Raw genomic sequence first — 12,676 nt, 5'->3', positions numbered from 1 at the left:
TACGAATTGGCATAATAAAAAGTTATGTCGACGCTGCGCCGCAACCTGGGATCCCTGACCGCGCTGCTGACGTTCGAGGCAGCGGCCCGCCACGGCAGTTTCACCGACGCCGCGGACGAACTCGGGGTGAGCCAGGCAGCCGTCAGCAAGCAGATCTCGGCGCTGGAAGCTGCGGTCGGCCGCCCCCTGTTCGAACGCTTGCACCGCGGCGTTCGACTGAATTCCGACGGCACGGCCCTGGCCGAAGTGGCCGGCCAAAGCTTCGGCGCACTGGCGGAGGCGCTGCAGGCCCTCCGCCGTCAGGGGGCCGCGCGAGAGGTCTCGATCCATGCGACAATGACCATTACCCAACTTTGGGTCATGCCCCGGCTGCCGGCCTTCACGACCGCGCACCCAGAAATCACGGTGCGCATCATCTCGCAGGACGAACTCTTGCGGCTGGACCGGACCGATATCTCGATGGCGATCCGCTATGGCAACGGCAACTGGACGGACGGACGGGTGATTCACCTGTTCGACGCGCGCATCTATCCGGTCGCCGCCCCGTCTTTCCTGGCCCGCCACCCCGGGCTGACGGTCGAACAGGTGGTGCGCGAGGGGCTGATCATTGACTATGGCAAACCCACGGACACTTTCATCGACTGGCCGGAATGGCTGGCAGCGGTCGGACTTCCGCCGATCCGGCCGGCGGCCTTGCTGCACTTTACGCAGCCGGTCGACGCCGCGCAGGCGGCCCGATTCGGGCAGGGTGTTGCCCTGGCATGGAGCGGCCTGTCCGGCGGGATGGAAGAAAACAACGACGTCGTCCGCCTGGACGACCGGGAAATGCGGGCGCCCGATAGCTTCTGGCTGGTTCTGCGCGACGAGAGCCCCGAAGCGCTCGCCGTGGCCGACTGGATCATGACCCAGGCGGACCGGACCCGGCAGTTGTTTTTCTGAACACGCAGGCACTGCGCTGTCGTAACCCGGCAGCGTTGACACACGGCGCCCGGGATGCCCGCCAATCAGGCAGAAAACAGTCCCGCACGGGGGCGAATGCCCTTACCTGCCCCGAGGTAAACTGTTACTGATTCTTGTTCCAAATTGTACTGGTTTTAACGAGTATTAACGAGACTCGAGTCAACCAAAAATTGAGATCGCCATGATTGCCGATTCCCTCAGCGTGACCGCCGCACCGGTCGACACCGACGAAGCCATCTTCCTGGCCACCGGCGGACCGGAACGCCAGGGCACAGTCACCCATATCGGTGGCGGATTGTTCATCGGGCACAATCACGGCCGAAACGGCACCTACACCAACAAGCAGAAGCTGCTGACCTTCGGTCTGGGACTGGATGGCGAACAGCAGGTCACACGGACCGCGCACTACCATTTCACTCAGGAAGGCCACCTGGACAATCCCGGGGTTTCCGGCGGGGGCGAGGATATCGCGCTCTACGTTGCCGACGAACCGAATGACGAGATCCCGGCGATTCCGATCCTTGTGATGTCGGACACCGACGACCTGATCGGCGAACGGTCCATCATCACCCGCATGGCGACGCCCGGCACGACGCGGGACGGCATCGTCCACTATTCCACCGGCACGATCACGGGCGCGACCGACGAAACCTACTTCTTTTCGAACCAGGTTGTCGGCGGGATGAGCGGGTCGGGCATCTTCGTCCAGATCGATACCGACGGCGATGGCCAGACCGAAGACTACACCGTCGGCGTGGTGACCGCCTATGGCAGCGGCACTGCCTGGGACACGGGCACCTATACCGACCTGGCCGACACGCTGGAGACGATCGAATTCGATCCCGACACCCTGCCCCGCTATACACTGATGTCGGGCGTCGACCGGGTTTCCTCGTCGCATCAGGTGAACGGCACCTACCTGAACGAAAACATCATCGGCGGCTCGTGGCACGACACGCTGATCAGCGGCGGCGGCGACGACATTATGACCGGGGGCGACGGCAAGGACACCTTCGTGCTGTCGTCAAAGCCGGGCGACGTCGTGATCACCGATTTCAACGTCAACCTGGACATCCTCGATCTCAGCAATGTCACGCTGCCCGACTGGGACTTCAACCAGATCGGGGCGGATGTGCTGGTCACCTATGGCGGCGGCGAAAACAGCATCCTGTTCCAGGACATGCTGTTGGCCGATATCCAGGACGAATTCCCCGTCTACAACATCCTGCGGGGCAGCGGCAGCGGCACCGAGAACTTCTATGGCACCCCGGCCAACGACCTGATCTACGGCAATTCCTTCAAGAGCATCTTCAATGCCGGGCTGGACCAGGGATCGGATGTCTATGTTGGTGGTACAGGCGTCAACCATGTCTGGTACAAGGCCGCGGTCGCGGGCGTCATCCTGGACCTGGAAAACAATGTCGGCCATGGCGGCGTGGCCGAAGGCGACCACTGGTTCAACATGCAATCGATCCAGGCGTCGAACATGGACGATATCGTCTATGGCAGTTCCCATGACGACACTGTCTGGCTGCATGACGGCAACGACCAGTTCTTCGGCGGAAAGGGCGACGATGTGGTCCGCCTGACCCTGGGCACCGATTACGTCGACGGCGGCGACGGCTACGACACCGTCACCTTCAAGGCCGGCGACGGACACGTGATCGACGTCTACGCGGTGGGCGACGCCCGCAAGACCGCGGCGATGAACACCTATATCTCGGTCGAGCAGATCGCGGCCCACAAGTTCGACGACGTGATCACCATCGGCCACGGCACCGGCGTTCAGGTGCTGGACGCTAATGGCGGCGACGACGTCCTGACCATCATGGCGCACGAGGGCACGTTCCTTGGCGGAAGCGGCGCCGATACCTTTGTCATCAACCCGGACAACGTGTGGGGAACCGCCTCGGACCTGGTGATCGGCGACTTCGACGCCTCCGTCGACAGCCTGTCCATCCTGGGAGAGGCGATCGACCTGACAGGCCCGATCTCCCTGCCGGACGGCATGAGTCTCTCCAGCGATGCCGATGGCGATCTGGTCATTCAGTTCGGAAGCGACGATATGGTCACCTTCACCGGGATCGACGCAGGCCTGTTCTTCTAGGCCTGCTTCCGGGTCCGGGCCTCTTCGTCCGGACCTAGGACCCGATGCGGATCTGCCCCGCGTCCTCGACCACCGGCACGGCGTCCAACTCGCATGGGGCGCCTGCCAGCACCGCGCCCGTGTCCGCGTCAAAACTGGCGCCATGCGCCGTGCACAGAAGCTTGGTCCCGCAGGCCGACAGCAACTGGTCGCCGCGATAGTTCAGCGGCAGGTATTGATGCGGGCAGGCATTGACATAGGCGCGCAGGCCCACCGGGCGACGCACCAGGATCAGCGGGAAGGATCCCTTTTCGCTGTCCACGTCAACAGCGACGACCGCAGAGGTCACCGCCCCGCTGTCGCACACGAATGTCCCCGCGGGCGGGGTGGATCGGTAATCGGTCCAGGCCATCTTTCTTCCCTGCATATCCCGGGGGCCAGTAGACCAGCCCCCGGGCGCAGTGTCACTCTGCCGGTTCGGCCTTCAGGACGCCGCGGCGGATCTGGTCTTCCTCGATCGACTCGAACAGCGCGCGGAAGTTGCCTTCGCCGAAGCCGTCGTCGCCCTTGCGCTGGATGAATTCGAAGAAGATCGGCCCGATCACGGTTTTCGAGAAGATCTGCAGCAGGATCCGGGTCATCCCCCCGTTCACCACGCCTTCGCCATCGATCAGGATGCCGCGGCCCTCCATACGGTCCAGCGGTTCCGTATGGCCCGGGACGCGCTTGTGCGACATCTCGTAATAGGTCGACGGGGGCGCCGGCATGAACTCCATGCCCGCATCCGCGATCAGGTCTGTGCTGTCATAGATGTTTTCCGACGCCACCGCGATGTGCTGGATGCCCTCGCCCTTGTATTCGCGCAGATATTCCTCGATCTGGCTGTGCTCGTCCGTGCTTTCGTTGATCGGGATCCGGATCTTGCCATCGGGCGAGGTCAGCGCCCGCGACACCAGGCCGGTCTGCTTGCCCTTGATGTCGAAGTACTTGATTTCGCGGAAATTGAACGTCTCGCTATAGAACTTGTACCAGGTGTCCATGTTCCCGCGGATCACGTTGTGGGTCAGGTGATCCAGGTAGTAGAAACCAAAGCCTTCGGGCCGCGGATCGACATCGCCCAGCCAGTCGAATTCGGCCGAATAGCAGCTGTCGTCGGCGCCGTAGGTATCGACGAAATACAGAAGCGAGCCCCCGATGCCGATCACCGCCGGCACGTCCAGCGACTTGCCGGGGCCGGTGTATTCGGTGGCGCCCAGATCCAGCGCGCGCTTCAGCGCGGCCTGCGCATCGACCACCCGCCACGCCATGGCCGGGGCACAGGGCCCGTGCGCCGCCACGAATTCCGACGCGTGGCTTTGGCTTTCGGCGTTCAGCAGGTAGTTGATGTCGCCCTGACGATAGAGCGTGATGTCCTTCGCCTTGTGCTTCGCAACGGGTGCGAACCCCATCTGGCGAAAGATCATGTCCAGATGCGCGGGATCGGGATGCGCGAATTCGACGAATTCAAAGCCGTCGGTGCCGGCGGGGTTCTCGTCGCTGATGACAGCCTTGGGGGCGTTATGGGGGAAGGGACCCATGCTTGCGTTCCTCTCTCTGCGCGTTTGCAACAGAGTGCCGGATTCCCCATGCAAAGTCCGCGTGTTATGCAAGGTGCCAACCCGCTAATATGCATGACACATGCGCCAATGACGGATAGGATGCACGGAATGCGCATGGATCAATTCGATATCGCCATCCTGACGGCACTTCAGGCCGACGGCGCGATGACCAACGCCGCCCTGTCAGAGCGGGTGAACCTGTCCGCCAGTCAGGTGTCGCGCCGCCGCCAGGCGCTGCAGGATGCGGGCGTCATCGAAGGCTATACCGTGCGTCTGAACCCGCAGAAGATGGGCTTAGGGATGCGCGCCGTGACGCGCGTCAACCTCCGCCACCACGGGCAGGAGCGCGACGACCAGTTCGCCCAGTTCATCAAGGAAAGGCCCGAGATTTCGGTGGCCTTCTCCGTCTCGGGCGATGCGGATTACGTGCTGGACGTCCGCGTCGCCGACCTGGAGGCCTTTGCCGACTTTATCCACAACCACCTGCTGCCCCATCCGCAGGTGTCACAGGTGCGGTCCGAGATCGTGCTGAGGACGATGAAGGACCCGCATGGCGGAGCGGTTTGAGGGGGGCGTATTTAGCAGATTCATCTTTGCCTCCAGCTGTCAAGTCAGCAGAAAACCTTGGGTGGTGGGCGCTGTAACTCATCCTCCAAGATGAGCAGCTGACCGAATCCATCGCCTCCAACTGCTTCGCATTGCGAGAACGTCCACCGTATAGATCCGAAGAGCAGACAGACTTCGTCTGCGCTTGCTTTCTGTCAATTTTCTGCCAGCATTCAGATGGCGAAGATTAAGAGGTTCGTACTATTTTGGGACGCCCGCCGAAGGTCGATCACGTAAAACAAGCATTTCTCGCTTCAGTGGCAAGTTCCACACTGCTAGTGCAGGCAGTGCTGAATTTGCCATCGTCTGTGAGAGTGACGAACCCGCCTAGCCTCCACCCAAAATACACCCGGAAAATAGTGGGCTTGGCATTTATGGGCCTTGTCGCCTCTTGGGAAGAGTTCCTTGAACGAAGTTTGGTGAGATATTTGGCTGGTGCCACAACAGATTCTGGTTACCAGCCAGCGCTAAAGCACGGTCAAGCTGACAGCATTGAACACGCCTACAAGGTGCTGTCGCTGGATCCTAGCTATCAGTCGGCTAACTCCTACTTAAAGGTATCTGATCCGGCTTGGGTTCGGAGCAGAGCGGACTTTTTCTTCAAACGGCATTCATTCGGCGGCCTTCAGAACTCCGCAGACTTGCTTAAGCACGCCAGCAAAATTCGCAATCGTGTCGCGCACGAATCTTCGAAGTGCAAGTCTGACTTCAAATCTACTGCAATTTTCTTTCTGCAACCGGCGAATAACCAACTTTCCCAAGGCTATTCTTCGGGAGATTTGCTGCTTTCGCCGGTTTTCAGACACTTCGGTCAGAATGTTGTGCAGCTGCAACTAAATCACTTTCAAGCATATGCAGAGCGTTATTCTGTTTTGGCCAATCAAATTGTACCCTGAACACGACGCTTGGGACGTGAAACTTCTCGCCCCTAAAGATTTGATGTTCAGGCTACTGTTTTCTGTAGCAGTGGTCTCACCCAAACGATCAAACCGATACTTGACCGAGCGTGCACTGCCACAAACCCACCCCTTCAAAATATCCGTATCCGCTGCGCCATTCGCTTCCACTCCCGCATCCGCTCGTCCATGTCCCGGCCCGGCACCGTCGACGCGGAATGGACCAGAAGGCTGGCCGCCGCGTTCAGGCCCAGGATCGATTCCAGGAACAGGCCCGTCTTGGACGGCGTGTTGATCACCGCGTCGGTCACGTCATGGGCCCAGTGGCAGTATTCGTCCGTCACCACGATCACCGACCGCCCCTGTTCGCGGGCCAGCCGGGCCAGTGCCTCGCATTCGGATGCATAGGGGATCACGTCGATGATCAGCAGGCAACTGGCCCCCGGCGCCGGCGGGTCCAGCCATTCCGACAACATGCTGTCGTGCCCTGACAGGAACCGCACCCGGGGGCGGGCCAGGGCCAGACGGCGGGCGGTGTCCTCGGCCAGACCACGCACGGTCTGAAACCCGGTGACATAGACCTGATCCGCTTCGCGCAGGTATCGTTCCGCCGCCTGAAACGCCGGCGTCCCGATCTTGGCATAGACGGTGCGGACCGCGCGCAGTTCGGCCGCCATCTGGTCCTGCCAGTCCGCAGGCGCCTCGGCGCTGTCATCCGCCAGCGTGTGGCCGCTGACGGAATAGCGCTGCCGCAGCATCGCCTTGAACTCCTTCATGCCTGCGCAGCCGAAGCGGCGCAGCATCCGGCCGACGGTAATTTCCGCGACTCCGGCCTTCTGCGCGATGGATTTTCCCGTCTCGAAAGAGATCGAGGCGAGATTCAGCAGGAAATACTGTGCAACCTTCGCCTCTTGCCTGGGCAGATTTGGCAGCCCTGCCTCCATCTTGATCACCAGATCGTCAATCGGCGCCTCGGCATAGGATGCGAACCCGTGGGACATGATGAACTTCCGTATGACAGAAAAATATCATTTGACGGAAATGACATTACGCAATCATTTCTGCCGCTCAAGGAAAAACCGCGCCCAACAGACCTGACCGGGAGACATTCAAGCGATGACACGGAAAAGCCTTGCCCTGACCACGACCCTTCTGCTGCTGCCGCTGACAGCGCAGGCAGAGGGGACTCTGTCGCTCTACAACTGGGGCGACTACATCAACCCGGCGGTGCTGGAGAAATTCACCGAGGAAACCGGGATCGAGGTGACGCTCGACTCCTACGGTTCCAACGAAGAGATGCTGGCCAAGATCCAGGCCGGCGCAACGGGATACGACATCGTCTTTCCATCGGTCCACATGCACGACATCCTGTACCAGTTGGGCCTTCTGGCGAAAACCGATATCGGATCCAAGCCGGGGTTCGAAAACATCGACCCGCAATTCGTGCGCGCCAAGACCGATCCGGACGCCGCATACTGCCTGCCCTACGCCTGGGGCAATGTGGGCATCGTCTACAACAAGGCGCTGGCCGGCGACATCGAAGGCTGGGAAGACTTCTTTGCCCTGGGCAAGGCGGGCCAGAAGATCACCCTGCTGGACGACCTGCGCGAAACCATCGGCATCGGCCTGATCATGGACGGCAAGTCGGTGAACAGCACCGACCCGGCCGAGGTCGAGGCGGCGGCGGATTACATCATCTCGAACCTCGATGGCGTGGCGGCGTTCACCTACGATTCCGTGCCCCAGGTGATCTCGGGCGACGTGGCCGCGGCGCACTGGTACGTAGGTGCGAACCTCTACGTGTCGGAAAATCCGGACACCATCGGCTATGTCATCCCCAAGGAAGGCGCGACCATGTACCAGGAGGACATCTGCGTCCTGGCATCCGCGCCCAACAAGGAAAACGCCGTGAAGTTCATGGAGTTCTACCTGAAGCCGGAAATCGCCGCGCTGAACGTGGAACAGCAGATGAACGGCACGCCCAATATCCCCGCGCAAAAGCTGATCCCGGTCGAAATCGCGGATAACGCCACGATCTACCCGGACCAGGCGGTGATGGACAAACTTCAGATCTTCGAGGATCTGGGCCGCGACCTGCAACTTTACAACTCCGAATGGACGCGGATCAAGACCGCCCAGTAAGCGCCGCGGCGGGGCCCCGGCCCCGCCATTTCCCGGGCCGCGACCGGCCCGGCTACAGGACCCAATTCCATGCCCGCACATCTTGAAGTCGTCGCTGCCCGAAAGGCCTTTCGCACCCCCGAAGGCGGGGTGATGACGGCCCTGGACGGTATCTCGGTGAAGCTGGCCTCGGCAGAGTTCGTGACGCTTCTGGGCCCGTCCGGTTGCGGCAAGACCACCCTTCTGCGCTGCATCAGCGGGTTCGAGACGCTGGACAGCGGCGACATCGTCATCGACGGATCCGCCGTGACCCAGATGCCCGCGCACCGGCGGCCGGTGAACACGGTGTTCCAGCGCTACGCGCTGTTCAACCACATGAGCGTTGCGCGGAATGTTGGCTATGCGCTGGAGATCGCGGGCAAGGACAAGCGCGAGATCCGCACCCGCGTGGGCGAGATGCTGGACCTTGTGGGCCTGGCGGGCCTTGGCAAGCGATCGGTGTCCCAGCTGTCGGGCGGGCAGCAGCAACGCGTCGCGCTGGCCCGGGCGCTGGCAGGCAAACCGAAACTTCTGTTGCTGGACGAACCGCTCTCGGCACTCGACAAGAACCTGCGCCAGAAGATGCAGCAGGAACTGAAGGCGATACAGCGAGAGCTGGGGATCGGCTTCGTCTTCGTCACCCACGACCAGGAAGAGGCGCTGACCATGTCGGACCGGATCGCCGTCCTGGCCCATGGAAGGATCCAGCAGATCGACGCGCCGTCGGTCCTGTACCAGCGCCCGGCGAACCTCTTTACCGCGGACTTCCTGGGCGAAAGCAACCTGTTGCCGGTGACGCTGGGCGGCACGACCGCAACGTTGGCCGATGGCCAGACCTTCGCCACACCGCACCCCGCCGGCCGGGCCACCCTGCTGCTGCGGCCCGAGGCGCTTGGCTTCGCCCTGCCCGACGGCCCGGCCCTGTCCTTCACCGGACGCATCGCCGAGACCTATTATTCCGGCAAGGACCACCAGATCACGCTGCAGACCCCGGCCCACGGCAGCATCCGCGCCGTGATCCGCGCAGGCGGCCAAAGCCCGGAAATTGGCGCCGACCTGACGCTGCACGCCCCTGCCATCGGCCTGCACCTGATCGACGAGGTCGCAGGATGAACCTGGCGCGACGCAAGGTCCTGCAGCTGATCGGCCTTCTGGGTGCGCCGACCGCGTTCCTGCTGGTGTTCTTCTTCGGGCCACTGCTGATCATGCTGGTCTACAGCTTCCTGACGCCGGGCATCTATGGCGGGGTGGACTGGGTCTTTTCCCACCTGAACTATGGCCGGATCCTGGGCTGGGCCGACACGCGGTACGAAAAGTTCGATCCCGTGTTCCTGTCGATCTTCCTGCGGTCCCTGCGTCTTGCCGCGCTGACGGTGGTGACCAGCCTGCTGGTCAGCTATCCCGCTGCCTTCTGGATCAGCCGCATGTCCCCCGGCCGCCGCGACTTCGCGATCTTCCTTGTGACGCTGCCCTTCTTTGTCAGCCTGATCGTCCGCCTGTTCGCCTGGGTCCTGATCCTGCGCCCCACCGGTTTCCTGAACCAGGGCCTGATGGGGACCGGCCTGACCTCGGAACCCATCGAGTTCCTCTATACCGATTTCGCCGTCGTGCTGGGGATGACCTATGTCTTCATCCCCTTCATGTTCCTGCCGCTCTATGGCTCGATCGAGAAGCTGGACATGGCCCAGCTCGAAGCCTCGGCCGATCTGGGCGCGACGCGTATCCAGACCTTTCGCAAGGTGATACTGCCGGCGACGCTGCCCGGGATCATCGGCGGGTCGATTATCACCTTCATTCCGGCGCTTGGGAATTTCATAGTACCGTCCGTGTTGGGCGGGGCCAAGGTCCTGATGATCGGCAACCTGATCGAACAGCAATTCCTGTCCGCCCGCAACTGGCCCTTCGGATCGGCGCTGGCGATGATGGTCATGACGGCCGTGCTGGTCTTGCTGGTGGTCCAGCTGCGCCTGGCCCGCAGGGGGGGCGCCTGATGCTGCGCCGCCTTCTTTCCCTCTACGGGCTCTTGTTCTTCGTCTTCATCTACGCCCCGATCCTGCTGGTCGTGGTCTATTCCTTCAACGCCAACACCATGAACATGATGGTGTGGAGCGGCTTCACCTTCGACTGGTATCGCCAGATCTTCGGGCTGCCGACGTCGATCACCGACAGCACAACCTATGTCGACAGTTCCGCCCAACTGTATGCAGCAATCCGGACCAGCCTGACGGTGGCGTTCTCGACCTCGGTCTTCGCGACGGTCTTCGGGACCGCACTGGCGCTGGCCGTAGCACGCTACCGCTTCCGGCTGGCGGGGTTCTATCGCACGCTGATGATGGTACCGATGATCATGCCCGACATCGTGCTGGGGATCGCGTTGCTGATCTTCTTCATCACCATCGGCATGAACCTGTCGATTCTGACGATCATCATCGGCCAGTCGACCTTCCTGATCTCTTACGTCTTCGTGACCGTTTCGGCCCGGCTGGCGGCCTTCGACACGAGTGTCGAGGAAGCCTCGGCCGATCTGGGGGCCACGCCGATGCAGACCTTCCGCAAGGTGACGCTGCCCGGCATCGCGCCCGGGATCCTGGGGGGCTGGCTTCTGGCCTTCATCATCTCGATGGACGACCTGGTGATTACCTATTTCGTTGCAGGCACCGGCAACACCACCCTGCCCATCCACATCTGGGGAATGCTGCGCCGCGGCATCAAGCCCGAGATCAACGCCATCGCCACGCTGATGCTGCTGTTCACCGTCGTGATCGCGGGCGTGGGACTTTACTTCAGATCGAGACGTACGAAATGACGACCAAACCCCGCGCCCGTGACCTGGATGTGGCCCTGCCGGGCACGCCCGGGCCCCTGAACGCCATCACCGACGTCCCCGGGGTAGAGGTCGGCGCGGTCGAGCTTCTGTCGTCGGCCGATCCTTCGCTGGCGACCCGCGGCATCCAGGTCCAGACCGGGGTGACGGCGATCCTGCCCCGCGGCCGCGATCCGGAGCCGAAACCCGTCTGGGCCGGCCAGTTCAGCCTGAACGGCAACGGAGAGATGACCGGCGCCCACTGGGTCCGCGATGGCGGCTGGCTGGCAGGGCCTATCATGATCTCGAACTCGCACGCCATCGGGCCCTGCCACACGGCGGCGGTGCGCTGGATGATCGAAACCTACGGCGCGGCCTGGGAAGACAACCACCTGTGGGCCATGCCGGTGGTGGCCGAAACCTATGACGGCGTCCTGAACGATATCAACGGGCTCCACGTGACCGAAGCCCATGCCCGCGCGGCCATCGATGCGGCCAAACCGGGCCCCGTGCGCGAGGGCAATTCCGGCGGCGGCGCCGGGATGATCTGCTATGAATTCAAGGGCGGGACCGGCACGGCCTCGCGCCAGCTGGATATCGATGGGCAGACCTTCACCATGGGCGCGCTGGTCCAGGCCAATCACGGGCTGCGGCCCTGGCTGACGGTGACGGGCCATCCGGTGGGCAAGACCATGACCCAGGACCGCATTGCCGACATGGTGACCGAACGCGGGTCCATCATCGTAATCCTGGCCACCGACCTGCCCATGTCGCCCGGCCAGCTGGAACGCCTGGCCCGCCGGGCCTCCATCGGGATCGGCCGGGGCGGCACGCCCGGGGGCAACAATTCCGGCGACATCTTCCTGGCCTTTTCCACCGCAAACGAAATGCCGCTTCCACAGCTATCCGGCCCGTGGCGGCAGATGACGACGCTGAACGACGAAGGGCTGGATCCGGTCTATCTGGCTGCGGTCGAAGCGGTGGAAGAGGCGGTGCTGAACGCCCTTTGCGCAGCCGAGGACGTCCCCCTTGCCCGGCCCGCGAAAGGCATCTGCCGGGCCATCGACACGGACCGGCTGATCGCCTGCCTGCGCGGCTAGGCCCTATTTCCCGTCGGCGTCCTGGACATGGGCGTTCAGCTGTTCGGTCGCGGCCCGAAGCGCGGACCCGACCATTTCCTGCGTCCGCCGGTCGATACCTTCGAAGGCGACGCCCTGGATCATGACCAGCGGGTCCGGCAGGTCGGCCCAAAGCTGCGCCCCTTCTTCCGTCAAGCTCAGAAGCCGCTGGCGGCGATCCTTGATGTCGGGGTCCTGCGACACCAGCCCCTTGCGAACAAGGGTGGCGACCACCTCGCTCAAGGCCGGTTTCTCGATCTGGAGGAGCTTTGGAAAGTCCCGCTGCCGGGTCGGCCCGGACGTGGCCAGATGGTTCAGCACGTGCCATTGCGTGGCACCCAGATCGTAGGGCCGAAGAATGCGTTCCATCATCGCCCGGCTGGCAAGGTGAAAACGTCTGGCCCAGGCGCCGGCAGAGGTGTAGTGGCAATCGGTCATGCGCGCTTTTC

At 62.5% G+C, this 12,676-nt stretch carries 13 protein-coding genes; 9 read left to right on the top strand and 4 right to left on the bottom strand.

The window, feature by feature from the left end:
* The first annotated feature begins 24 nt into the window (after positions 1–24).
* Both FQK05_RS20920 and FQK05_RS20915 read left to right on the top strand, forming a co-directional pair.
* Positions 25–939 (top strand): LysR substrate-binding domain-containing protein, encoded by a 915-nt coding sequence (locus FQK05_RS20920; RefSeq protein WP_158970554.1) that lies wholly within the window; start codon positions 25–27, stop codon positions 937–939.
* A 202-nt stretch (positions 940–1,141) separates the two neighbouring features.
* Positions 1,142–3,067, top strand: a complete 1,926-nt coding sequence (locus FQK05_RS20915) for a calcium-binding protein (RefSeq protein ID WP_158970552.1) — start codon at positions 1,142–1,144, stop codon at positions 3,065–3,067.
* Positions 3,068–3,101: 34 nt separating this feature from the next.
* Here the strand turns inward: FQK05_RS20915 and FQK05_RS20910 are convergent, their stop codons facing one another.
* The gene (locus FQK05_RS20910) at positions 3,102–3,458 is read right to left on the bottom strand and encodes a Rieske (2Fe-2S) protein (protein ID WP_158970550.1); all 357 of its coding nucleotides are present in this window, start codon (positions 3,456–3,458) and stop codon (positions 3,102–3,104) included.
* Between the two features lie 52 nt (positions 3,459–3,510).
* Positions 3,511–4,623 carry a 4-hydroxyphenylpyruvate dioxygenase gene (gene hppD / locus FQK05_RS20905; RefSeq protein ID WP_158970548.1) on the bottom strand — a complete coding sequence of 371 codons (1,113 nt, stop codon included), beginning with the start codon at positions 4,621–4,623 and terminating at the stop codon, positions 3,511–3,513.
* A 129-nt stretch (positions 4,624–4,752) separates the two neighbouring features.
* Here hppD and FQK05_RS20900 point away from each other — a divergent pair, with 129 nt between their 5' ends.
* Both FQK05_RS20900 and FQK05_RS20895 read left to right on the top strand, forming a co-directional pair.
* Positions 4,753–5,211, top strand: a complete 459-nt coding sequence (locus FQK05_RS20900; protein WP_233270610.1) for an Lrp/AsnC family transcriptional regulator — start codon at positions 4,753–4,755, stop codon at positions 5,209–5,211.
* 404 nt (positions 5,212–5,615) lie between these two features.
* Positions 5,616–6,146, top strand: coding sequence for a hypothetical protein (locus tag FQK05_RS20895; protein ID WP_158970544.1), 531 nt, complete (start codon positions 5,616–5,618; stop codon positions 6,144–6,146).
* 134 nt (positions 6,147–6,280) lie between these two features.
* Here FQK05_RS20895 and FQK05_RS20890 read toward each other — a convergent pair whose 3' ends face one another.
* Positions 6,281–7,147: a MurR/RpiR family transcriptional regulator gene (locus tag FQK05_RS20890; protein ID WP_158970542.1), complete on the bottom strand. Its 867-nt coding sequence runs from the start codon at positions 7,145–7,147 to the stop codon at positions 6,281–6,283.
* 115 nt (positions 7,148–7,262) lie between these two features.
* Here FQK05_RS20890 and FQK05_RS20885 point away from each other — a divergent pair, with 115 nt between their 5' ends.
* From FQK05_RS20885 to FQK05_RS20865, 5 genes are all read left to right on the top strand, one after another.
* A complete protein-coding gene (locus tag FQK05_RS20885; RefSeq protein ID WP_158970540.1) occupies positions 7,263–8,288 on the top strand; it encodes an ABC transporter substrate-binding protein in 1,026 nt (341 codons plus the stop codon).
* Positions 8,289–8,357: 69 nt separating this feature from the next.
* Complete coding sequence (locus FQK05_RS20880; protein ID WP_158970538.1) at positions 8,358–9,419, top strand: ABC transporter ATP-binding protein; 1,062 nt, start codon at positions 8,358–8,360, stop codon at positions 9,417–9,419.
* Positions 9,416–10,297 carry an ABC transporter permease gene (locus FQK05_RS20875; RefSeq protein WP_158970536.1) on the top strand — a complete coding sequence of 294 codons (882 nt, stop codon included), beginning with the start codon at positions 9,416–9,418 and terminating at the stop codon, positions 10,295–10,297. The genes FQK05_RS20880 and FQK05_RS20875 overlap by 4 nt, the downstream gene beginning before the upstream one ends.
* On the top strand, positions 10,297–11,112 hold the full coding sequence (locus FQK05_RS20870; protein ID WP_158970534.1) for an ABC transporter permease: 816 nt from the start codon (positions 10,297–10,299) through the stop codon (positions 11,110–11,112). The genes FQK05_RS20875 and FQK05_RS20870 overlap by 1 nt, the downstream gene beginning before the upstream one ends.
* Entirely contained in the window at positions 11,109–12,209 is a 1,101-nt protein-coding gene (locus FQK05_RS20865; protein WP_158970532.1) for a P1 family peptidase, read from the top strand. Before FQK05_RS20870 ends, FQK05_RS20865 begins: the two co-directional genes overlap by 4 nt.
* A gap of 3 nt (positions 12,210–12,212) precedes the next feature.
* Here the strand turns inward: FQK05_RS20865 and FQK05_RS20860 are convergent, their stop codons facing one another.
* Positions 12,213–12,665 (bottom strand): MarR family winged helix-turn-helix transcriptional regulator, encoded by a 453-nt coding sequence (locus tag FQK05_RS20860; RefSeq protein WP_158970530.1) that lies wholly within the window; start codon positions 12,663–12,665, stop codon positions 12,213–12,215.
* Between the last annotated feature and the right edge of the window lie 11 nt (positions 12,666–12,676).

The sequence above is a fragment of the Chachezhania sediminis genome, from assembly GCF_009765275.1.
GTDB lineage: Bacteria > Pseudomonadota > Alphaproteobacteria > Rhodobacterales > Rhodobacteraceae > Chachezhania > Chachezhania sediminis.
This window is presented reverse-complemented; position numbering and strand designations above follow the sequence as displayed.